A 22,749-nucleotide genomic window follows, 5' to 3' on the forward strand; every position below is an offset into this window, starting at 1 on the left:
TATCGTAACACGATATAAATTCAAGCCGGTTTTGCAGCAAAACCGTTTGAGCCTTTGGCCGGAATGGAACAAATGTCTGGAATGACGCAGCCCAGGAAATCCCGCCCCGCCATCGAACAGGCCGACTACGAGCGGCTGTCCGAGTTCCGCTACCTGATCCGCCGCTTCCTCGAATTCAGCCAGGTGCAGGCCGAGGACGCCGGCCTGACGCCGCGCCAGCACCAGGCGCTGCTGGCGATCAAGGGCTATCCGGGCGGCGGACCGGTGACGGTCGGCGACCTGGCGGAGCGCCTGCGCATCCGCCATCACAGCGCCGTCGAGCTGGTGAACCGCCTGGGCGAAGCCGGACTGGTCGTGCGAGACCAGGACAAGGACGACCATCGCCGCGTGCTGCTGCGGCTGACCGAACGGGCCGACGATTGCCTGGCCGAACTGTCGGCGGCGCATCTCGACGAGCTTTCACGCATCGAGCCTATGCTGAGGCGCCTGCTCGATCAGGGCCGCGAGTGACGCTCTGGCGTCTTGCGCCGGATGGCACCTTTTATTCTTTCGACGCCCGAATCCTTTGGCCTCCCCGCAACGTCTAGGGGGATGAAAGCCTCAAACGCGCGCAAGGCAATCGAGAGGAAGGCCAGCGATGAAACGCCATCTGATACGCTACAAGACCAAACCCGAACGGGCCGATGAGAACGAGCGGCTGGTCAAGGCCGTGTTCAAGGAGCTGCGCGACAAAGCACCGGATGGCGTTCGCTACATGACCTTGCGGTCCGGCGACGGCACGTTTGTCCATCTGGTCGAGACGGAAACCGACGCGCATTCTGATATCATCACGCGGCTGGCCGCATTCGTGGCCTTTCAAAACGGCATCAGGGATCGCTGCAGCGAACCTCCGCAACGCGACGAGATGACCGTGGTGGGCAGCTACCGGATGCTGGATGCGTGACCGAGGGAAGCGACGGCGCAGAACGGGAGACGAATGAACATTCCCATTCCTGGCGGGCAGCACGGGCCCTTTGAGCGCCTGTTTGGAGAATCGCGCCCCAAGCTGCATCGCTACTGCGCCCGGATGACGGGCTCGGTCTTCGACGGCGAGGACGTGTTGCAGGAGGCGCTGGCCAAGGCGGTCGAGGCCTTGCCCGGCGCCGGCCCGATCGCCAATCCGGAAGGCTGGTTGTTTCGCATCGCCCACAATACGGCGCTCGACTTCCTGCGCCGACGATCCCGCGAAAACGCCTATTCCGACGAGGACTTGGACATGATCGTCGACCCGGCCAACCCCACCGTCGATCGTCAGGCCGCGGCTGCGGGGCTGCATACCTTCATGCGCCTTCCCGTGACGCAGCGAAGCAGCGTCATCATGATGGACGTTCTGGGCTACTCCCTGCAGGAGATCAGCGCCACGCTCGACACCAGCATCCCCGCGATCAAGGCTGCGCTGCATCGCGGCCGCGACCGGCTGCGCCAGATTGCGCACGAGCCCGACGACCGCCCTGTCCCGAGACTGGGTGCTGCGGAACGCCAGCTGCTCAACGCCTACATCGATCGCTTCAATGCCCGTGATTTCGACGCGGTGCGCGACATGCTGGCCGAAGAGGTGCGGCTGGAACTGGTGGCCAGGACACGGCTCAACGGCCACAAGGAAGTCGGCACCTATTTCGGCAACTATTCCAGGGTGCGCGATTGGCATCTCGTGCCCGGCCTCGTCGAAGGCAGGCCGGCAATCCTCGTCCGCGATCCCAACGACCCGACGGCCCGGCCCGCCTATTTCATCCTGCTTGCCTGGCAGGACGGCAAGCTCGCCGCCATCCAAGATTTCCGCCACGCTCGGTACGTCGCCGACAGTGCTGAGATGCTCGTTCTCTGAACAATTCCGGAACGGGGAAAGCCTCGCCCTACTGCCCTACTGCCCTACTGCCGTGCGGCTACTGCAACGACTTCAACAAATTATCGATCGTGAACGGATTGGACTTCGGCTTGGCTGGCGGCGGGTTGCCGCTGGCCTCCGGCAAAGGCGCAGGCTCGACCTTGGGCGCCTGTTCAGCGGCCTTGCGCTCGGCCTCGAGCCTGGCCTTTTCCTGTGAGGCGATGCGCATCGCTTCCTCGGCCTTCTGGCGCTCCTGCTCGGCCTGCGCCTTGGCCGCCTCGTCGGCGGCTTGCTGCTCGGCCGCGGCCTTGGCGTCGGCTTCGGCTTTGGCCTTCGCATCGGCATCGGCTTTCGCCTTGGCGTCGGCATCAGCCTTGGCTTTCGCTTCCTCGTCGGCCTTCGCCTTGGCCTCCGCTTCGGCCTGCGCCTGGGCCTCGGCCTCGGCTTTCGCCCTGGCGTCGGCCTCGGCTTTCAGCCGCGCCGCCTCTTCCTGCTGGCGCAGTTCCTCAGCGGCCTTGTCGCGTGCGTCCTGCAGCGCCGCGTAATAGCGCACCTCGCGCCGCAGCCGCTGTTTCTCCAGCAACGCCGCCTGCATCGCCTCGACGCGCTGCTGTTCCTTCTCCAGCGCGCGCTGGGTCAGGAACTGCGCCAAGGGCTCGCTGTCGAACTGCCGCTTGACGGCGCCGAACGGCCCTTCGGCCGTGAAATTGACGACCGGCTCGGAGCCGACCAGCGCCTCGTCGGCGGGCCGATAGGTGATGGCGCCCTTGGCGGAAACCGTGCTGGTGTTGAGATCGGCCGTGATGTCGGCGGACAAGGTCGCCGCAGGGTTTTCAAGGCTGATCGGCGGCGCCCGCAGCGTGCCGCCGGCAATCGTGAAAGCAACATCGGCGTCCCCGGCTGGGAAATTGCCATCGGCAGCGATCCCGGGTGCGAAGCCAGCAGTCTTGGCCGCGTCGATGTCGCGTCCGATCGCATCCGCCTTGGCCAGCAAAGCGCTGAATGCGTCCGGATTAACGCCCGCGACCTGCAACCCCTTGAGCGTCGCCGTGCCGGAACCCGACAGCGCGGCGATCATCGCATCGACGGACTTGCCGCTGGTCGAAAGAGTCGTCGAGAAATCGCCGACGCCGCCAATGCCGCTATCCGGCAGCACGTTTGCCAGATCCGCGCCGGCCAGCTTCATCTGGCCGGTGAAAAGCCCGGTGCCTTCATTGTTCTTCAGCTCGAACAGGCCGGTCAGTGCCCCGCCGAGAAGTTTCGCCTTCAGGTCCGAAACGCGGATGCCTTCCTGGTCGAGCTTCAGCGAAAAGGCGGCATCATAGGCGGTGGCGAACGGCCCGGCGGCAAGGGCGGCCGTCGTCAGGTCGAGATTGGCGGTAAACGGCAGGCTGGACTTCTGGCTGAAGGGTGCTGCCGGCCAGGCGCCGCCTCTGTCGTTTGCGCTCTTGTCGTTTGCGCCCTTGTTGGTGCCGCTCTTGTCGGCCCCACCCTTGTCAGCAAGGAAGGCGGAATCGCCGAACAGCGCCACCGCCATCGGATCGAGGTCGAGCTCGTCAAGCGCCAGCGCGCCGGCCAGATGCGGTACGCCGTCCTTGGCGTCGATGTTGATGTCGCCGGACACCGCGGCCTCGTTGATCGCGCCGCTGACATTGTCCAGCACCAGCAGGCCGTTGCCATAGTCGCCCTGTGCCGAGAGCGATGCCGACATGCCCGCCCCCATGCCCGGCAGGCCGATGCCCGATGTCATCAACCACGGTTCGATGTCGGCCGCATCAAGATTGATCTTGCCCTTGGCGGCAGGTCCTTGCGGCGTGTCCGCGACGGTTCCCTCGAAGCTGGCCTTGAAGTCATTGCCGGCGAGACTGAAAGTCGTCGCCAGCCCGCCGCCCAACGTGCCTTTGGCCTGGATATCGGTGGTTGCCTCGCCCAGCATGCCGAGCGGCAGCGCCGGCAGGCCGTAAAGCGCCAGCAGCGCGGTCGCGTCGGGGTTCTTGGCGTTGAAGGTCAGTGTCACCGGCGCATCGAGAAGCTTGTCCGGCGCCCCCTTCCCCGACAGCGAAGCCGAAAAAGCCGAGCCGCCGGCCTTGCCCTGTCCGCTCACCGCCAGGCCCGTCGTGCCATCGCCATTGTCAGCGGCACTTGCCACAAGGTCTACGCGTGCATCTTGGAATAGGTCGGGATAGGCGGCCGCACGGCTCGCCAACCCTTTCAGCACCGCATTGTCGGGATAATGCTGCGCGGCGACGTCGATCAGCGGCTTCAGATCGACAGCGACAACCGATGCGTCGAGCTTGCCGGTCGGGCTCGCCGGGAAATCCTTGATCCGCCCCGTGGCGCTGATCGAGGCGCCGGCCAATCCGCCGACGGAGAGCCGGTCGACTTCAAGCAAGCCGTCGCGCAGCCTGAGCGCGGTGTCGACCGTGTCGGCGGTCAACCCGCCGGCGCTGACCGGCCCGGCCTTGATCTGGAAATCGAGATCGCTGTCGGCAAAGCGGTTGGCGCCCTTGTCGCTGACGAAGATCGAGGCGAAGGCCGCCAGCCCGTCGACGTCAAGTTCGCCGCCTTCGAGCCGCATCAGCACTGATGGCCTGGCTTCGTCAGGCTGGCTGGAATCGATGCGGCCCGAGAATTTCGCCTTGCCCAGGATCAGCTCGAGATCGCTGAAGGCCTGGTGCTTTTCCGTCAGATCGACCTTGGCCTTGAAGCCGGCCGCCGGCAGACGGCGGATCGCTTCGTCGACATCTTTCGACAGCCAGGCGGCAAAACCGGACGGCTGCGCCACGGCCAGCAGCAGCGAGCCGGTGAAGCCGAAATGGCCCTGCACATTGAGGGCAAGCATGCCATCGGCTTCCAGCGTGGTGCGGCCGGGCAAGGTCGCGGCAAGCGATTTGATCGACCAGCCGCTCTCGACGGGCTCGGCCGAAAGATGGACATCACGCACCGTCGTGTCGCCGGCCACCACCGCCGGCAGCTTGACCTCGACGGTGCCGGGAATGGTCGGCTTCGGCAGATCGAGCAGCGCCTGCTCCAGACCGGCGATGCGCTGGTCGAGCGTCAGGCCTGCGCCGGATTCCGCGCCCACGGCCTCGTCGAACTGCACCTGCGCGCCATTGGCCTCGATGGCGAAGTTCGGCTTCTGGCCGAGATCGACCGAGGCCTTGCCGTCGGCGGTGTAGGGATTGTCCAGCGGCCCGGTCTCGAAGCGGAATTCGTCGACGCCAAGCTTCTGGTGGTCGAGCGAGAACTTGCCGTTCAGGCGAAAGCCCGGATCGGGCTTGCCGGTGCTGACCTTCACGGTCTCGCCATCGGTGCCGCGCAATTGGGCCGAATTCTTATCGGCGCCGGAAATCTTGAACTGGCCGGAGTAGACGGCGGCACCCTTGACGATGCCGGCATTGCCGTCGGTTTCGATCACCAGCGGATAGGCGTCGGGGTCGGCCTTCAGCCGCAGCCGCATCTGGCCATTGCCTTCGGCCTTGCCGGTCGACGCCGCGATCGTGGTGCGCAACCCGTCCAGCCGCAACGTGCCATCCATGCGCCACGGACCGGCCAGCGACTTGGCCGAAATGGTCGAATTGATCTCGGAAAAGATATGGCTGCGTCCGCCGGCGGCGTGGCGCAGTTCGATCTGGCCTTCCGTCACCGTCAGTTTCTCGATCGAGATCTGGTTGAGGTCGAAAGGCGAGGACGGGCGCATCGCCCAGTCGACAGTGCCGTCATTGGCAATGTCGATGGTCGCCTTCGGGTGCTCCAGCCGCATGTCGAAAATCAGCACTTCGCCACGCAGGAAGGGCGCCAGTTCCGCATCCATCGAAAACGTCTCGACGGTCATGGCCGGCTGGCCCTTCGGACCGCCGGCGACGGCAACGTTGGAGAAGGTCACAGAGGGGAATGGAAGCAACCGGGCCGTGGCATCGCCCTGCACGGTCACCTTGCGGCCGAGAATGGCGCTTGCCTCACGCTCGAACTCAGCGCGGTAGCCGGTCCAGTCGATGAAATAGGGCACGACCAGCGCCGCGCACAGCACCAGCACGAACAGGCCACCGAAGATCACGAACAGGCGTGCGAGCATCAGCCCCCAACAGGTTGATTGAAATTCTGCCGCACTCTACCCGCATCCGCGTGTCGATAAAGAGGCAATTCATCCAGTATTGCGTCATCCCGGGCTATCTGAAACAAATCCGGCAAAAGCGGAGATTTTTCGAATGTCAGGCAAGAACTGGGACCGCGTGCCGATCGACGCGCAGAGCGTCGATGCGCCGCTTTCGCAGTCGGCGATTTTCCTGGTCGTCACCGTTGCCGGCGAACAACCGGCCCTGGCCAAGGTCTGTTCCGTGCTCGGCGAACTTGACGATCTGGTCAAGACGGTCGGCTTCCGCGATCTCGGCGGCCGCCTGTCGTGCATTGCCGGCATCGGCCGCGATCTGTGGGATCGTCTAAGCCCCGGGCGGCGGCCGCTGGAGCTGAAGCCGTTCGCGCCGATCAAGGGGGCGGTCCATTCGGCGCCATCGACGCCGGGCGACCTTCTATTCCACATCCGGGCCGAGCGGCCGGACATGTGCTTCGAGTTCGAGCGCATCTTGCTCGACCGGCTTGGTCCTGATGTGACCGTCGTCGACGAAGTCACGGGCTTTCGCTATTTCGACGCCCGCGACCTGCTCGGCTTCGTCGACGGCACCGCCAATCCGACCGGCCTCGACCTGCCCGCCTCGGCGCTGATCGGCGATGAGGATGGCGACTATGCCGGCGGCTCCTATGTCGTCGTCCAGAAATACCTGCACGACATGCAGGCCTGGGCGCGCATTCCGACATCAGAGCAGGAGGCGATCATCGGCCGCACCAAGATCGACAACATCGAGATCGACGATGACGACGCGCCGCGCAAATCGCACAAATCGCTGGCCACGATCGAGGACGCTGACGGCAACGAATACGACATTTTGCGCGACAACATGCCGTTCGGCAGGCCCGGGCAGAATGAGTTCGGTACCTATTTCATCGGCTACTCGAGGTATCTCTGGGTCACCGAGAAGATGCTGCAGCGCATGTATGTCGGCGACCCGCCGGGCGCCTACGACCGGCTGCTCGATGTCTCGACGCCGCAGACCGGCACAACTTTCTTCGCGCCGACCCGCCCGATGCTGCAAGCGCTTGTCGAGGGCGTGCAGAAGTAGCTTCCCGCGGCACGGTAGAGCGGCTGCCGATAGCCCTTGTTGCTGGGATCAGCGTGCGTCACGCTTGGCTTGCGCCACCTTGCCCGCCTTGCGCTGCCGGCCGAGTTCCGCCGGCCGGACCAACTTCGGCGCCCGCTCGTTGGTCACGGACCGCATGCCCTTGTGAGCCGTCCGCGAATTGTGCGCGGGACCATCCGCCGGCGCACTTTGCTTCATCGCCAACGCCTTGCGTGCATTCCCGACCAGCGAAACACGAGCCGCCAGCTGACGCCGCCGTTCCGCCTCGCCATTCAGCCGCCGCATCGCCATGGCCAGCACCGCCAGCTTGGCCTGCGAACCGCCATCGGCCTTCGAGGGCGCAGCGCCCTTGGGCGCGCCCTTGCCGCGTATTTCGCGGCGGCGACGATGTGCTTCGGCCTGCGCCTTGTCGCGCCGCTCGCGCAGCAGCTTGACCAGGCCGGAAAGGTCGGCGTCGGAAAGCTCCTGCACCGCCGGATGGTGCGATTTCTCCACCAGGTCCTTTTCATCGGCGCTCAGCGCGCGGGTTTCTTCCTTGCGTGAAATGGCCGTGACATCCTCCTCCGCTGGCAACGCCCGTCTCGTCAGGCCTGCCGCGGAAAGGAGCCTCGACCCGAATGGTGGCGCGGTCAAGACGAGCTTTTTCGGGAGACCCTACCCCACAGCCGGCAATATCTTGCCCGGATTCATGATGTTTTGCGGGTCGAGCGCCTGCTTGATGGTGCGCATGATGTCGACGCCGTGGCCGAGTTCGCTGCGCATGAAACCGATCTTGCCCTGGCCGATGCCGTGCTCGCCGGTGCAGGTGCCGTCCATGGCGATCGCCCGCATGTTGAGCCGCGCGACGAATTTTTCCGACAGCGCGATCTCCTTGGGATCATTGACGTCCATAAGCACCAGCACGTGGAAATTGCCGTCGCCGGCATGGCCGACGATCGGCGCGATCAGGCCCATTTCGGCGATGTCGGCCTCGGTCTCGGTGACGCATTCGGCAAAGCGCGAGATCGGCACGCAGACATCGGTCGACAGGCCCTTGGCGCCCGGCCGCAGCGTCAGCGACGACCAGTAGGCATCGTGCCTGGCCTTCCACAGTTTGGTGCGTTCTTCGGCGATGCTGGTCCACAGGAACGGCCCGCCGCCATTTTCGTCGGCGATCATGCCGAAGGTTTCGGCCTGTTCGGCAACGCCGGCATCGCTGCCGTGGAACTCGACGAACAGGCACGGGCTTTCCGGGTAATCGAGCTTGGAATAGTTCTTCATCGCCCGCATCTGCAGCGCATTGACCAGTTCGATGCGCGCCACCGGAATGCCCATCTGGATCGTCGCGATGACGGCGTTGCAGGCCGCCTCGACGGTCGGGAACGGACAGACGCCGCCCGAGATCGCCTGCGGAATGCCTTGCAGCTTCAACGTCAGCGAGGTGATGATGCCGAGCGTGCCTTCCGAGCCGACCAGCAGCCGGGTCAGATCGTAGCCGGCAGAGCTCTTCTTCGCCCGCTTGCCGGTAGTCACCGTCTCGCCATCGGCCATGACCGCCGTCAGCGACAGCACGTTCTCGCGCATCGTGCCGTAGCGCACCGCATTGGTGCCGGAGGCCCGCGTCGCGGCCATGCCGCCGAGCGAGGCATTGGCGCCCGGATCGATCGGAAAGAACAGGCCGGTGTCGCGCAGATGCCGGTTCAAATCCTCGCGCGTCACGCCCGGTTCGACCGTGCAGTCGAGATCCTGCGGATTGACGGCCAAAATGCGGTTCATGCGCGAAGTGTCGACCGAGATGCCGCCGCCGGGCGCGTTGGTGTGGCCTTCGAGCGAAGAGCCGACGCCGAAGGCGATCACCGGCACGCGATGCGCGGCGCAGGCCCGCACGATCTCCTGCACCTCGGCTGTCGTCTCGGGGAAAGCGACGCCATCGGGCGCCTGGGTCGGGATATAGGTGGTGGTGTGGGCGTGCTGAGCGCGGATAGCCTGGCCGGTCTGAAAACGTTCGCCGAGCCGTTGCTTGAGGATGCCGAGCACCGCCGCGATGCCTTCCTCGTTGCGTTCGACCGGATTGAGGTCGCTCAGAGCCATGAATTCCTCCGCGAATGGACCAGCGCCCACGCTTGTTATGAGACTATGGATGCGTAGTCTTCGCAGCCGCAATTTGTCCAGCACCAGAACAAGGAAGTTTCAATGTCCATCCCCGCCCCCTTCGTCTCCAAGCCAATGGACATCGAGAAGGACTGGATCGATTACAACGGCCATCTCAACATGGCCTATTACAACGTACTGTTCGACCGCTGCTCGGATGCGGCCTTCGAGGCGATGGGCATGGGGCTGGACTATGTGAAGGGGCGCCGTCTCACCATCTACACCGCCGAAGTCCATGTCTGCTACGTCCAGGAACTGCACCTGGACCACAAGGTCCAGGTGTCCTTCCAGCTCATCGACCATGACGAGAAGCGGCTGCGCGCCTACCAGGAAATCCGCCATATCGACGGCTGGCTCGCCGCCACCTCCGAGACGCTGTCGCTGCATGTCGACATGTCGGGGCCGAAGGTCGCGCCCTTCCCCGCCGATGTGATGGCCAAGGTCGAAGCCATGCGCGCCGCCCATGCGGTCCTGCCGATGCCGGAGCGTGCTGGCCGCTCGATCGGCATCAAGCGCAAATAGGACGCAGCCGATATCCATCCAGCTTCCTTGCGGCCAGGCATTGGGTCTGACTTCAAAGCCACACCCTGAACTCAAAATCGCAGAGCCCCCGATATCCACCAGCAGCGGTGCTTGAAGCCGGTTTGGACCGGCGTTAACCTTACCGAGGATTTAACGGGAACAAGCCAATTGAGCCGTTGAACGACTCAGCGGAGCGGTCGAAAAAGGTCCGCATCGAGTTGCGATACGAGCGGCGGGGCGAAGCCGGTTCGAGGGACGTGCATGAAAACCGACATCAAGGTCGAGGTGGACAGGCTGGCCGCTGATCCGCGCATCACGGACTACGATTTCTGGCGTTCGCTCAAGAACGTCGACAACGAGATCTTCCACATCGCCAACAACAACGAGCCGATCCCGTTCGACATGATCCGCTGGCGCAGCATCTTGAAACGCGCCCGCCTGAAGCGCGGGCATGCGTAGCGTCCTCATCGGGCATTAATCAAACCGCGCCGTTTACGGCGAGCGCTTCATCGCCGCCAGGGGTGAGCGCGCCACCACTGGTGATGACTGGATGATGGCCGTGTTGGTCATCGCATAGGGGATGATGCGGTCGATGACCCGCTCGAGTTCGGCCACCGAAGCGACATGCGCGAGCGCGATGAAGCAATCCTCGCCGGTCACGCGGTCGCATTGCGCGATCTCCGGCGTTTCACGGATGATCTCGGCAACCACGGACAATTGCCCCGGCACCGGCCGGATGCGCAGCCATGCCGACAGCTTCAGGCCGAGCGCGGCGGGGTTGATCCTGACTGAATAGGCTTCGATCACGCCGTTCTCCTGCAGCCGCTTGATGCGCTCGGCTACGCTTGGCGCCGACAGGCCGACCGAACGCGCCAGTTCCGCCGTGCTGGCGCGCGCATCCTTTTCCAGCAGCCGCAGGATCTTCATGTCGGCCGCGTCGAGGTCGATATTTTCAGTTCGAAGGCGTTTCACTGAAAACTCCTTGCTTCCGGGAGAAAAACTGCCGGAGAAGCTGATTATCGCCCATATAAAGCGAAGAAATCGCCTGCGATGCTGATACTATGAAGGATTCAACGCAAGCACAAGCTGCCCGCCCTGCCCTGGCCCTCGACGGCCTGGCGACAAAACTGCCGCCGCATGTCTGGTTCGGTGTCAGTGCCATCTTCCATTATCTCGGCCCGGCCTTCGCCGTGCTGCTTTTCCCGCATGTCGGCGTGCTCGGCATGGCGTGGCTGCGCATCGCCACCGCCGCGATGATCTTCGCGCCGCTGACGCGCCCGTGGCGAAGCTTTGCCCTAGCCGATCGCTCGACACGGCTGCTGTTGCTGGCCTTCGGCGCCTGCCTGGCGGTGATGAACTGCTCGTTCTACCTGGCACTCGCCCGCTCGCCGATCTCGCTGGTCGCGGCGATCGAATTCGTCGGCACCATCGGGGTCGCGGTGATCGGCTTGAGGAGCGTTCGCAACCTGGCTGCCCTTGCCGTGGCCGTCACCGGCACCTTGCTGTTGATCGACGTCAAATGGTCCAGCGATCCCGTCGGCCTGTTCTGGGCCTTCCTCAACGGTGCGCTCTTCGTCGGCTACATCGTACTCGGCCACCGTGTCGCCCGCACCGGCGCCAGCGACGGCATTGCGGGCCTGGGCGCCGCCATGGCGGTCGCCTTCATTCTGGTGCTGCCGGTCGGCTTTGCCGATGCGCTACCGGCTTTTTTCTCGCCGCCGCTGCTCATCGCCGCCATCGGCGTCGGCATCTGCTCCTCGGTCATTCCCTACATTTGCGACCAGCTCGCCATGTCGCGGCTGCCGCGCTCCAGTTTCGCGCTGATGCTGTCGCTGCTGCCGGTCACGGCAACGCTGATCGGCGTCATCGTGCTGCGCCAGATTCCAAGCTTCTACGATTGCCTGGGGATCGCGCTGGTGGTCGCCGGCGTCGCTTTCCACAAGCCGGCTTCGACAGACTAGATGCCAGGAACGCCTTTATCATCAATTGCTTGCACGAATGCCGAGTCGGTTCCCGGTTCTCGCCTGGCTGCGACAAGACGTCCAGGATTGAACCAATTCCTCACTTGAGCCGTTGACTCCACGAAAACGGCTTGGAGTGACACAATGGACTGGAAACGGACCAGGGAGCCTGCCGACGCTTGGCACATGACGGACGACCTTCATGTCGAGCACGGCAAGGGCGACCCGTTCGCGGCGGCCATCCGCGCCACCCGCATGTCGATGATCATCACCGATCCCCGGCGGCCCGACAACCCGATCGTCTTTGCCAATGACGCCTTCCTGCGGCTGACCGGTTATGAGCGCCACGAGGTGCTGGGCAAGAACTGCCGCTTTCTGCAGGGGCCGAAAACCGACAAGGCCGCGGTTGACCAGATACGCGCTGCAATCGAGGACAAAGCCGATGTCAGCGTCGACATACTGAACTACCGCAAGGACGGTTCGACCTTCTGGAACGCGCTCTACATCAGCCCTGTCTCCAACGACAAAGGCGAATTGCAGTTCTTTTTCGCCTCGCAACTCGACGTGTCGGACCGCAAGCGCTCGGAGCATCGCATCAGCGCCGACAAGGACCGCTTCGAGAAAGCGGTGAAGGAGCGCACCGCCGAACTGGAAGCAGCGCTCGAGGCGCAGACCACCTTGCTGCATGAGGTCGATCACCGGGTGAAAAACAATCTGCAGATGATCTCGTCACTCATCATCATGCAGCGCCGGACCATAAAGGATGAGGCGACCAGGCATTCGTTGACCACCATGCTGGAGCGCATCGAGGCGCTCAGCACCGTGCATCGCCGGCTCTATCAGTCGAAGGATGTCAGCCGGTTCGACGTCTCGGATTTCGCCAAGGACCTGGTGACGGATCTGCTGACCGCGTCCGGGCGATCCGGGATCAAGTCGAAACTCGAACTCGAACCCATTGTGATTTCAGCCGAGAAGGCGACGCCTGTCGCGCTGATGGTCAATGAACTCGTCACGAATGCCTTGAAGCACGCTTTCAAGGAGGCGCCGGACGGAACCACGGCGGGCCGCATCGGCATCAAGATGAGCCAGCCCGACGGCCACTTCAATATCGAGGTGTCCGATGATGGCGTCGGCATGGCCGAAGCCAATGGCGACGCCTCGTTCGGCATGCGGCTGATCAAATCGCTCGCTCGCCAATTGCACGCCGATATCGAATGGCGTGACGCCGGCCCCGGCACCACGGTCGTGATCTCGATGCCAAACGAACCGCAGCAAAAAGGACACTCTCATGATTGAACCGCTCAAGGTCCTGATCGTCGAGGACGAAGCGCTGTTGGCGATGGAACTGGAAAGCCTTGTCGAGGAAGCCGGCCACAGCGTCGTCGGCTGGGCGACGTCTTCGGCGGAAGCAAAAAGCATGGTTGAGTCCACGGATGCCGACATCGCTTTTGTCGACATCCACCTCACCGACGGTCCGACCGGCGTCGACGTGGCCCATTATATCGGCGAGAAGAACCGTTCGATGGTGGTGTTCATGACCGCCAATCCGAAGCGCATTCCCGACCATTTCGCCGGTGCGATCGGCGTCATCGCCAAGCCTTACACGATGAACGGGCTGACGTCGGCGTTGCGGTATCTGCAGGAGGGCGTGCGCCGCCCGCCGCCGGTTTCGACACGTCCAGCAGGCTTCACCCTCTCGCCGGCCTTCGCGGCGGTCTGGGCGCCAGCAGCCTGACGTCCCTACGCCAGCTTCTGCTTCAGGAAAGCGATCGTCCTGCCCCAGGCGAGATCGGCCGCTTTCTTGTCGTAGCGGGCCGCCGACGTATCGTTGTTGAAGGCATGGTTGGCGCCTTCATAGACATAGACCGTGTATTCGACATGCGCGGCATCGAGTTCCTTCTTGAAGGCGGCGATGCCGGCATTGGTGCGATCGTCGAGCCCGGCATAGTGCAGCAGCAGCGCGGCCTTGATCTTCGCTGCGTCGGCCGCCTTCGGCTGCATGCCGTAATAGGCGACGCTGGCGGCGAGATCCGGCGCGTTGACGGCCAGCATGTTGGCCGTGCCGCCGCCCCAGCAGAATCCGATGGCGCCGACCTTCCCGTCGCCGTCCTTGTCGGCCTTGAGGAAGGCGACGGTTGCCACGCCATTGGCGATCGTTTGCGCCGGATCGAGTTTCGTGAACATGTCGCGCGCCTTGTCCTCGTCAGCGGGCGTTCCGCCGAGCGGCGATAGGAAATCCGATGCAAGCGCCACGAACCCCTCCAGCGCCACGCGCCGGGCGACGTCGCGTATATGCGGGTTGAGCCCCCTGTTTTCATGGATGACGATGACGGTGCCGAGTTTGCCGTCCTGGTTTGCCGGCTTGACCAGATAGCCCTTCATCTCGCCGCCACTGCCGGGATAGGTGATATCCTCACCCTTCAGCCGCGGATCGTTGTCGGCGACGATCGCCGCCTGGGCGGAATTCGCCGCCAGCATTGGTGCAATGGCGGCCGCCGCGGCCCCCGATCCGGCAAGCCGGGTCAATTGTTCCATGAAGCGGCGGCGGTCGAGCGTCAGATGCGTGTACTCGTCATACGCATCGATCATCGCCTGAGTGATGGCAGGCTTGTCAGCGATGGTGGATTTGGTCACGGGGGGCGCTCCTCGACTTTTGTGTCCTTGCGTCCGCAAGATAGGGGCGAGCCTCGCATCGTCCAGTCACGGCTCGGTCACGCTCCTGTTCCCTGGCAAGCTGCGGCAACCATCATCACATTCTTGTCATCGGCGACAAATTCTGATGGCGCTGCCACAATGTTAGAGGAAACTCACGTTCCGGCCGCCCCATGGCGCGGCCATGGTCCAGAAGGGCCCGACGTGAAAGGAAAGCTGATGACCATGACTTCGCCGATCCTTGCAACCTTCTTCATGGTTGCGGCAGCCGCCATTCTGGCGATGTGCGCAACCGTTGTCGCGGCAAGCCGAAAGTCCATGGTCAAGGTCCGCAGCCGCCAGCGCCATCCGGCAAACACGAAAACCCAAGGTTGAGGTGAAGTCATGGACGTACAGGATATCGTGAACACCGTTTCGCAGAAGGCCGGCCTCGATCAGGCGACGACCGAAAAGGTCGTCGGCACCATTTTCTCGGTGCTCGAACACGAGGCGGAAGGCACCAGCGCCTCATCCTTCTTCGCCAAGATCCCGGGCGCCGATGCGTTGGCGCAGAAATATGACGTCATGGCCGCGGCCCCTGCCGGCGGCGGTGGCGGCTTCCTGTCCTCGCTGCAAGGCGCGCTTGGCGGCGTTCTCGGCGAAAAGGCGGGCGCGCTGGTCAATGGCCTCGCCGCGCTCAAGGCATCCGGGCTCGACATTGCGCAGATCCAGAAGGCCGGCGCCACGCTGGTCCAGCAGGCCGAAGCCGCCGCCGGCCCCGGTTTGACCAACCAGGTGCTCGGCTCTGTGCCCGGCCTTAAGAGCCATCTCGGGCTCGGCTAGCGCCCCCTACTTCGGCAGCGCGTAAGCCATCACATAATCGCCCGGCTTGGTGCCGACCGAGCCGTGGCCGCCGGCGACGATGACCACGAACTGGCGCCCGTCGGCGACCGTATAGGTCATCGGCGTCGACTGCCCACCGGCGGGCAATCGGGCCCGCCAGAGCTGCTTGCCTGACGTCAGGTCATAGGCGCGCAGGTAATCGTCGACCGCGGCCCCGAGGAAGGCGACTCCGCCGGCGGTGATCATCGGCCCACCAATGCCGGGCACGCCGACCTTCAGCGGCAGCGGCAATGGCGTCATGTCGTAGACGGTGCCGTTGCGGTGCTTGTAGTTGATCGTGCCGGTCCTCAGATCGACGCCCGCGACATAGCCCCATGGCGGCGCCTGGCAGGGAATACCAAGCGGCGACAGGAACGGTCCCATCACCACCGCATAGGGCGCGCCCTCATTGCGGTTCAGCCCTTGTTCGCTGCCGCGTCCTTCATCCGGCGGCGGCACCTGGTCGCGCGGGATGAGCTGCGACTTGAACGCCAGATAGGTCGGCATGCCGAACATCACCTGCCGAACCGGATCGACAGCGACGCCGCCCCAGTTGAAGGTGCCGAAATTGCCGGGATAGACCAGCGAGCCCTGTACGGAAGGCGGCGTATAGCGGCCTTCGTAGCGCAAGCCCTGGAATTCGATCCGGCAGGCCAACTGGTCGAACATGGTGATGCCCCACATGTCGGCACCGGTCAGCGGCTTCGGCATGAAAGTGAGATCGGAGACCGGCTGCGTCGGCGACGTATGGTCCCCTTCGATGGCGCCGCCGGGCGCCGGCACTTCCTTGACCGCGATCACCGGTTCGCCGGTGCGTCGGTCAAGCACATAGAGGTCGCCCTGCTTGGTCGGCCCGACCAGCGCGGGCACGACGGAACCGTCGGCCTTGGTGATGTCGATCAGGCTCGGCTGCGCCGGCACGTCCATGTCCCACAGGTCGTGATGCACGGTCTGCCGCACCCATTTCAACTGCCCGGTGTTGAGGTCGAGCGCGGTGATCGAGGAGGAGAATTTCTCGACATTAGCGCTTCGTCCGGCGCCGAGCTGGTCCGGCGTCTGGTTGCCGAGCGGCACATAGAGCAGGCCGAGCTTCTCGTCGGCGCTCGGCGTCGACCACATGTTGGGCGAGTTGGCGGTGTAGGTCTGGCCGGCCGGCAGCGGCGTCGTCTGGTCCGGATTGCCGGAATCCCAGTTCCAGATCAGCTTGCCGGTGCTCGCATCATAGGCGCGGATGACGCCGGAGGGCTCCTGCGTCGAATAATTGTCGTTGACCGCGCCGCCGACGATGATTTTGCCGCCTGATATCAGCGGCGCCGAGGTCGAGTAGTAATAGCCCGACTTCGGATAGGGCATGCCGGTCAAGAGATTGAGCGCGCCGCCCTCGGCGAAGGCGGGACAGACCTGCCCGCTGGCGGCATCGAGCGCGATCAGCCGCGCATCCGAGGTCGGCAGGTAGACGCGGGTCGCGCAAGGCTGGCCGGCGGCGCCGGCCGCATCGGCATAATAGGACACGCCGCGGCAGGTCTGGTGCTGGCGGTCCTTGTCGAGCTTGATCTTGGGATCGTAGCGCCATTTCTCCTTGCCGGTCGCCGCGTCCACCGCGATGGCGAAATTGTGCGGCGTGCAGATGTAGAGCGTGTCGCCGATCTTGAGCGGCGTCACCTGGTATGTGGTCTCGCCGACGTCATCGGGCCCTTTCACGTCGCCGGTGCGATAGGTCCAGGCCGGCTGCAGATTGGCGACATTGTCCGGCGTGATCTGGTCGAGCGGCGAATAGCGCTGGCCGAATTGCGTGCGGCCGTAGAAATGCCACTCGCCCGCCGGCACATCATTGCCGAGATTGGCGTTGGGGATCACCTTGTCGGTGTCGAGCGCGCCGGCAATGTCCTTCGGGTCCGTGGTCATCGAATAGCCGGCCACCGCCAGCGATGCCAGCACCGCCAGGATCAACGGAGCGCGGCCGTCAGGCCCGACAAGGCCCCGCCTTGCCCACGGTGTCAGCAGCCAAAGCGCCACCAGCACGATGATGCCGCCGCGCGGGCCGAGCTCCCACCAGTCGAAGCCTATTTCCCAGACCGCCCAGGCCAGCGTGCCGAGCACGATCGCCGCATAGAGCCAGAGCGCGGTGGAACGGCGCCGGTAAAGTAGCCAGGCGGCGATCAGGAAGGCCAGACCGACGACGATGTAGTACCAGCTGCCCCCCAGCGAGGCCAACCAGATGCCGCCCGCGCCAAGCGCCAGACCGAGGAGAAAGAGGATGAGGGAGGTGATGGTGACAGCCAAGATGATACTCCTTCGACTGTTGCGCGCTCGCGCGCCCATGGGCGATCCGGTACACCGTTCCTGCCCTGCGCGCAGCTTTCTCCCGCCTGCCTCGCCTGTCAAGCCGGCCCACACGCCAAGGTGGCAAACCATCTTGCCTGCATCAGGGTTTTCCCGCAGTCTCCATGGATCATCTTTGTCGTGGAGCAAGCAAAATGCCGTCATTCCTTCCGCCGCTGACGCGCATGGCGCTTGTGCTCTACTGCCTCGTCCCGCTCGTTGCCGGCACGGCGGCCGCCCCGGCGCAGACAATCAGCGAGATCAACAAGGCGAACGGCTTTCACGAGATGCTGATGGGCATCGGCCCGGGTTTCACCGCGGCCGTGAAATCGGCGCCGGGAATGCCGCCGCAAAAGGTCCAGGACGCCCTTGCCGCCGCGATGGAAGGCGCCTTTGACCCAAACAAGATGGAGGCAGCCATCGAAGTCCGGATGGCGGACAGGCTGAGCCCCAAGGACCTGTCAGAGCTGGCGGCGTTCTACGCTTCGCCCCTGGGCAAGCAGGTCACCGCGCTGGAGATCCAGGCGTCCACGCCGGCAGCAAGGGAGGCCAAGAAAATCGAGGGCGCCAAAATCCTCGGCGAGCTTGCTTCCAGGGATCCGGACAGGCTCGCATTGTACAGGAAGATGATGGACGATATCAGCGCCGTCGACACCGGCGAAGCCGTCGCCTTGAACATGGGCTATGCGATGCTTTCCGAAATGCTTGGCGCGGCCGGAAAGCCCCTGCCCGACGACCAGGTCATGGCCCTGCTGCGCAAGCAAACCGAAGGGCTTCGCCGCGACATCGACAGCGATGCCATGGAATCGGCCGCCTATGTCTACCGGGATATGTCCATGGCCGACCTGAAGCTCTATGCCGCCTTCCTGGCCTCACCCGCCGGCGGCCGCTACTACGACCAGATGCAGGACGCCCTGGGCGCGGTGATGAAGGATGAGGCGCGCTCCTTCGGCCATCGATTCTTCGTCGCCCTCGGCTACCGCAAGGCCTGAACCGCGATAGCAGGCACTTTTACCCAGAACAAAACGTAGACAGTTCTGGTCTTTCCCTGCCGAATCACTACATTCGGGGGAAGATGTCCGGCTTTTCGGAAGACATGCCCTTCTTCGACGAACCCAATGCGCGGCCCACCGCCCCGTCGGGCATTGCCGCGCGCGCCATGGCTGCCCGCGGCGGCCAGAACAGTGCGCCCGATTATCTGAAGGGCCTCAATCCCGAGCAAAGGCTGGCGGTCGAGACCACCGAAGGCCCGGTTCTGGTGCTGGCCGGCGCCGGCACCGGCAAGACCCGCGTCTTGACCACCCGCATCGCCCACATCCTTGCCACCGGCAGGGCCTTTCCCTCGCAGATCCTCGCCGTGACCTTCACCAACAAGGCCGCGCGCGAGATGAAGCAGCGCATCGGCATCCTGATCGGTGAAGGCAATGTCGAGGGCATGCCCTGGCTCGGCACCTTCCACTCGATCGGCGTGAAGCTTCTACGCCGTCATGCCGAGCTTGCCGGCTTGCGTTCCGACTTCACCATCCTCGACACCGACGATGTCGTGCGGCTGATCAAGCAATTGATCCAGGCCGAAGGGCTCGACGACAAGCGCTGGCCGGCCAAGCAGTTCGCCCAGATGATCGACGGCTGGAAGAACAAAGGCCAAGGTCCGTCCGATATCGCCGAGGGTGACGCGCGCAGCTTCGCCAACGGCAAGGGTCGAGAGCTCTACAAGGCCTATCAGGAGCGACTGCAGACGCTGAACGCCTGCGATTTCGGCGACCTGCTCTGCCACCCGATCCGCATCTTCCGCGCCAATCCGGATGTGCTGAAGGACTATCACCGGCGCTTCAAATACATCCTCGTCGACGAATACCAGGACACCAACACGGCGCAGTACATGTGGCTGCGCCTGCTGGCGCAACGGGCTGAAGGTCGCACCACCGTCAACATTTGCTGCGTCGGCGACGACGACCAGTCCATCTATGGCTGGCGCGGCGCCGAGGTCGACAACATCCTGCGCTTCGACAAGGATTTTCCCGGCGCCACCATCATCCGGCTGGAGCGCAACTACCGCTCGACCGCGCACATCCTTGGCGCTGCCTCCCACCTCATCGCCCACAATGAGGGCCGCTTCGGCAAGACGCTGTTCACCGATCGCAACGACCCCGAGGACGGCAAGGTCAATGTCCACGCCGCCTGGGATTCCGAGGAGGAAGCCCGCGCCATCGGCGAGACCATCGAGGCCTATCAGCGGCAAAAGCATAATTTGAACGACATGGCGATTCTTGTCCGCGCGTCCTTCCAGATGCGCGCCTTCGAGGACCGCTTCATCACGCTCGGCCTCAACTACCGCGTCATCGGCGGCCCGCGCTTCTACGAGCGCATGGAAATCCGCGACGCGCTGGCCTTCTTCCGCGTCGTCGCCAACAGCGGAGATGACCTCGCCTTCGAGCGCATCGTCAATGTGCCCAAGCGTGGGCTCGGCGAAGCCACCATCCGCCAGATCCACGACACGGCGCGCGCGCTGCGCATCCCGATGCTGGAGGCCGCCGGCAATCTCGCCGAAAGCGACGAATTGAAGCCGAAGCCGCGCGCAGCACTGCGCGAAGTCGCCGCCAATTTCGAGCGCTGGCAGAAGGCGCTGGAAACCAAGCCGCATACCGAGCTCGCCGAGACCATTCTCGAGGAGAGCGGCTACACCGACATGTGGAAGAACGACCGTTCGGCCGAGGCGCCGGGCCGGCTTGAGAACCTCAAGGAACTGATCCGCTCGATGGAGGAGTACGAGTCGCTGCGCTCCTTCCTCGAACATGTGGCGCTGGTCATGGATGCCGAGCACAATGCCGGGCAGGACGCCGTCTCGATCATGACGTTGCATTCGGCGAAAGGTCTCGAATTCGAGACGGTTTTTCTCCCCGGCTGGGAGGAAGGCCTGTTTCCGCACCAGCGCGCGCTTGATGAAGGCGGCCGCTCCGGCCTGGAGGAAGAACGCCGGCTCGCCTATGTCGGCCTGACGCGGGCCAAGAAGAACCTGCATCTCTGGTTCGTCTCCAACCGCCTCATCCATGGGCTCTGGCAATCGACCATCCCGTCGCGCTTCCTCGAGGAACTGCCGGAATCCCATGTCGAGATTGCCGAAAGTGGCAACAGCTACGGCGGCTACGGCAATTCGTACGGCGGCGGCTCCTTCGCGTCGGGCCGTGGCGGCCGGCAGAATCCGTACGGCGCCTCGCGTTTCGACAGTGTCGGCGCCAACACCGAAAAATCCGGCGCCTTCTCCAACACCTATTCGACGCCCGGCTGGCAGCGTGCGCAGGCCAACCGCACCGAAGCCACCGACCGCAACTGGGGCACGCGCTCCGGCCATCAGGTCGAGCGCATCGGCTATGGCGAGACCGACAGCGGCTACGGCGCCGGCCGCACGAGCGTAAAGGGCCGCACCATCGACGGCGAGCTGGTCGCCAAATCCGTCGCCGACAAGCCGTCGCCCTTCAGCGTCGGCGACCGCGTCTTTCACCAGAAATTCGGCAATGGCAACATTTCGGCCATCGAAGGCAACAAGCTGACCATCGACTTCGACAAGGCCGGCCAGAAACGCGTGCTGGACGGGTTTGTCGTAGGGGCAACAAAATAGACCAAAGAAGGCCGGGGATACATGTCAGTTGAGGAAGATCTAACAAGAATATTTAAAGCAAAGGCGGCCGGTCCATTCCTTTTCGTTGGATCAGGATTTTCCAGAAGATATCTAGGGCTCGAAGATTGGGCTGGATTGCTACGGCGTTTCTGTCGCGGTCCCCAGCCGTTTGAATTCTATCTGGCATCAGCAGATGGAAATTTGCCACTCGCGGCCAAGTTGATTGCGGAACAATTCAATGATTTTTGGTGGACCTCCGATGAGTTTAAAGAAAGCGTCGCGAAGAATAAAACCAAGGCAAAAGGGATAACGTCAGCGCTGAGGATCGAAATCGCCAACTACCTATTAAAACTTGATCAGAACATAGCGAAGAAATCCGAATATCAGAAAGAGGTTGAGCTATTATCATCTCTGAATGTTGATGGGATTATAACAACTAATTGGGACCCATTTCTTGAGCAGGTATTTCCAGATTATAAGATATATGTTGGACAAGAGGAACTTCTATTTTCCAACCCGCAAGAAATTGGAGAAATATATAAAATCCACGGGTGCGCATCACGCCCAGAATCCCTCACTCTAACCTCCGACGATTACCACGATTTTAACAATAAAAACGCGTACCTTGCCGCCAAATTGATCACGATATTCGTCGAACACCCGGTAGTATTTATAGGATACTCGATATCAGATCAAAATATCAGCATGATGCTTAGGTCAATCTCATTGTGCATCGGCAAAGAAAACGTCGAAAAGCTTAGAAAGAATCTGATATTCGTACAAAGGCCAACCGACAAGGAGAGTGACGGGATATCTGATACCTATATTTCAATTGACGGGGTGCAAATCCCACTCGTCCTTGTTAAGACGAATGATTTTTCTCAAATTTACCGGGCGCTTGAAGCCACAAAAAGGAAGATACCAGCTAGAGTTCTCAGGTATTGCAAAGAACAACTTTATGAGTTGGTTAAGTCTTCGGAACCAGAGAAGAAGATTTGCGTTGTCGATATTGACGAGATCGACAGAAAAGAGGACGTCGAGTTCCTAGTAGGGGTGGGCGTTGTATCACAACAACTGGCTCCAATTTCGGGGGTAGGTTATGCCGGCATCGACGCGAGAGATTTGATCGCCGATCTGATTTTCGAAAACCGAGGGTATGACCCGCAGCAGGTCCTTGAGCAATCGATAAAGACAGCAGGACGCAATACAAAAAATGTTCCTGTTTTCAAATACTTGCACGCTTGCAAAATTACGAGCAAGGGTGATTATGCGAAGATGGGAAACAATTTGGATAAATGGGTGAATCGGCCTGCCAAAGACTTTAGGTTAGGGCAGTATGCTAAATCCTTTATTTCCAAATACAAAGACTGCAAAATTGATGAACTTATTGGGAAATGCACCCCAGAGAACGCGACGATATACATTCCATTCCTGAAACCGGACGAAATAGACCTGGACTATCTACGTGATTTTCTTAAAGAAAATTTTGAAAAGACCGACTATCTTAAATCAAATTACGCGAGCTATTTTCGCAAATTGGCGGCCTTCTATGACAAGTTGAAATGGGGGTTTTGAGGCCTCGCTACAGCCATTCCTACGCGGCGACGATCCATTCCTCTGGCG

At 62.7% G+C, this 22,749-nt stretch carries 20 protein-coding genes; 14 read left to right on the top strand and 6 right to left on the bottom strand.

What is annotated here, in order from left to right; all coding sequences use genetic code 11:
* Window positions 1-72 precede the first annotated feature (72 nt).
* The 3 genes from AC1DPX_RS10715 to AC1DPX_RS10725 all read left to right on the top strand — a co-directional run bounded on the left by AC1DPX_RS10715 (window position 73) and on the right by AC1DPX_RS10725 (window position 1,864).
* Window positions 73-510: a MarR family winged helix-turn-helix transcriptional regulator gene (locus tag AC1DPX_RS10715; protein WP_244730839.1), complete on the top strand. Its 438-nt coding sequence runs from the start codon at window positions 73-75 to the stop codon at window positions 508-510.
* A 127-nt stretch (window positions 511-637) separates the two neighbouring features.
* Window positions 638-943: a hypothetical protein gene (locus AC1DPX_RS10720; protein WP_202359109.1), complete on the top strand. Its 306-nt coding sequence runs from the start codon at window positions 638-640 to the stop codon at window positions 941-943.
* A 33-nt stretch (window positions 944-976) separates the two neighbouring features.
* The gene (locus tag AC1DPX_RS10725) at window positions 977-1,864 is read left to right on the top strand and encodes a sigma-70 family RNA polymerase sigma factor (protein ID WP_477236436.1); all 888 of its coding nucleotides are present in this window, start codon (window positions 977-979) and stop codon (window positions 1,862-1,864) included.
* Window positions 1,865-1,922: 58 nt separating this feature from the next.
* On the opposite strand, the gene AC1DPX_RS10730 is transcribed toward AC1DPX_RS10725, so the two are convergent.
* A complete protein-coding gene (locus AC1DPX_RS10730) occupies window positions 1,923-5,939 on the bottom strand; it encodes an AsmA family protein (protein WP_477236438.1) in 4,017 nt (1,338 codons plus the stop codon).
* Between the two features lie 133 nt (window positions 5,940-6,072).
* Here AC1DPX_RS10730 and AC1DPX_RS10735 point away from each other — a divergent pair, with 133 nt between their 5' ends.
* Window positions 6,073-7,041: a Dyp-type peroxidase gene (locus AC1DPX_RS10735; protein ID WP_477236440.1), complete on the top strand. Its 969-nt coding sequence runs from the start codon at window positions 6,073-6,075 to the stop codon at window positions 7,039-7,041.
* 48 nt (window positions 7,042-7,089) lie between these two features.
* On the opposite strand, the gene AC1DPX_RS10740 is transcribed toward AC1DPX_RS10735, so the two are convergent.
* Both AC1DPX_RS10740 and AC1DPX_RS10745 read right to left on the bottom strand, forming a co-directional pair.
* Entirely contained in the window at window positions 7,090-7,632 is a 543-nt protein-coding gene (locus tag AC1DPX_RS10740; protein ID WP_477236442.1) for a hypothetical protein, read from the bottom strand.
* 81 nt (window positions 7,633-7,713) lie between these two features.
* Window positions 7,714-9,129, bottom strand: a complete 1,416-nt coding sequence (locus AC1DPX_RS10745) for an FAD-binding oxidoreductase (protein ID WP_477236444.1) — start codon at window positions 9,127-9,129, stop codon at window positions 7,714-7,716.
* A 102-nt stretch (window positions 9,130-9,231) separates the two neighbouring features.
* Here AC1DPX_RS10745 and AC1DPX_RS10750 point away from each other — a divergent pair, with 102 nt between their 5' ends.
* Both AC1DPX_RS10750 and AC1DPX_RS10755 read left to right on the top strand, forming a co-directional pair.
* The gene (locus AC1DPX_RS10750; RefSeq protein ID WP_477236446.1) at window positions 9,232-9,711 is read left to right on the top strand and encodes a thioesterase family protein; all 480 of its coding nucleotides are present in this window, start codon (window positions 9,232-9,234) and stop codon (window positions 9,709-9,711) included.
* A gap of 261 nt (window positions 9,712-9,972) precedes the next feature.
* Window positions 9,973-10,170 carry a hypothetical protein gene (locus AC1DPX_RS10755; RefSeq protein WP_013894716.1) on the top strand — a complete coding sequence of 66 codons (198 nt, stop codon included), beginning with the start codon at window positions 9,973-9,975 and terminating at the stop codon, window positions 10,168-10,170.
* A gap of 33 nt (window positions 10,171-10,203) precedes the next feature.
* On the opposite strand, the gene AC1DPX_RS10760 is transcribed toward AC1DPX_RS10755, so the two are convergent.
* Window positions 10,204-10,683 (bottom strand): Lrp/AsnC family transcriptional regulator, encoded by a 480-nt coding sequence (locus tag AC1DPX_RS10760; protein ID WP_477236448.1) that lies wholly within the window; start codon window positions 10,681-10,683, stop codon window positions 10,204-10,206.
* A gap of 89 nt (window positions 10,684-10,772) precedes the next feature.
* On the opposite strand from AC1DPX_RS10760, the gene AC1DPX_RS10765 reads away from it, so the two are divergent.
* From AC1DPX_RS10765 to AC1DPX_RS10775, 3 genes are all read left to right on the top strand, one after another.
* Window positions 10,773-11,672: an EamA family transporter gene (locus AC1DPX_RS10765; protein ID WP_477236450.1), complete on the top strand. Its 900-nt coding sequence runs from the start codon at window positions 10,773-10,775 to the stop codon at window positions 11,670-11,672.
* A 144-nt stretch (window positions 11,673-11,816) separates the two neighbouring features.
* Window positions 11,817-12,968, top strand: coding sequence for a histidine kinase dimerization/phosphoacceptor domain -containing protein (locus tag AC1DPX_RS10770; RefSeq protein WP_477236452.1), 1,152 nt, complete (start codon window positions 11,817-11,819; stop codon window positions 12,966-12,968).
* Entirely contained in the window at window positions 12,961-13,407 is a 447-nt protein-coding gene (locus tag AC1DPX_RS10775) for a response regulator (RefSeq protein WP_477236454.1), read from the top strand. The genes AC1DPX_RS10770 and AC1DPX_RS10775 overlap by 8 nt, the downstream gene beginning before the upstream one ends.
* Before the next feature lie 5 nt (window positions 13,408-13,412).
* On the opposite strand, the gene AC1DPX_RS10780 is transcribed toward AC1DPX_RS10775, so the two are convergent.
* Entirely contained in the window at window positions 13,413-14,261 is an 849-nt protein-coding gene (locus tag AC1DPX_RS10780) for a dienelactone hydrolase family protein (protein WP_477237483.1), read from the bottom strand.
* A gap of 267 nt (window positions 14,262-14,528) precedes the next feature.
* Between AC1DPX_RS10780 and AC1DPX_RS10785 the strand changes: the two genes are divergently transcribed.
* Entirely contained in the window at window positions 14,529-14,699 is a 171-nt protein-coding gene (locus AC1DPX_RS10785) for a hypothetical protein (protein WP_477236456.1), read from the top strand.
* A gap of 9 nt (window positions 14,700-14,708) precedes the next feature.
* Window positions 14,709-15,146, top strand: a complete 438-nt coding sequence (locus AC1DPX_RS10790; RefSeq protein WP_202359097.1) for a hypothetical protein — start codon at window positions 14,709-14,711, stop codon at window positions 15,144-15,146.
* A gap of 6 nt (window positions 15,147-15,152) precedes the next feature.
* Here the strand turns inward: AC1DPX_RS10790 and AC1DPX_RS10795 are convergent, their stop codons facing one another.
* Window positions 15,153-17,468, bottom strand: a complete 2,316-nt coding sequence (locus AC1DPX_RS10795) for a glucose/quinate/shikimate family membrane-bound PQQ-dependent dehydrogenase (protein WP_477236458.1) — start codon at window positions 17,466-17,468, stop codon at window positions 15,153-15,155.
* Window positions 17,469-17,662: 194 nt separating this feature from the next.
* Here AC1DPX_RS10795 and AC1DPX_RS10800 point away from each other — a divergent pair, with 194 nt between their 5' ends.
* The 3 genes from AC1DPX_RS10800 (at window position 17,663) to AC1DPX_RS10810 (ending at window position 22,701) form a co-directional block, all read left to right on the top strand.
* Window positions 17,663-18,499: a DUF2059 domain-containing protein gene (locus tag AC1DPX_RS10800; protein ID WP_477236460.1), complete on the top strand. Its 837-nt coding sequence runs from the start codon at window positions 17,663-17,665 to the stop codon at window positions 18,497-18,499.
* An 83-nt stretch (window positions 18,500-18,582) separates the two neighbouring features.
* Entirely contained in the window at window positions 18,583-21,126 is a 2,544-nt protein-coding gene (locus AC1DPX_RS10805) for an ATP-dependent helicase (RefSeq protein WP_477236462.1), read from the top strand.
* Between the two features lie 21 nt (window positions 21,127-21,147).
* On the top strand, window positions 21,148-22,701 hold the full coding sequence (locus tag AC1DPX_RS10810) for an SIR2 family protein (RefSeq protein WP_477236464.1): 1,554 nt from the start codon (window positions 21,148-21,150) through the stop codon (window positions 22,699-22,701).
* The last annotated feature ends 48 nt before the right edge of the window (window positions 22,702-22,749 follow it).

The sequence above is a fragment of the Mesorhizobium sp. 01N446 genome, assembly GCF_056399285.1.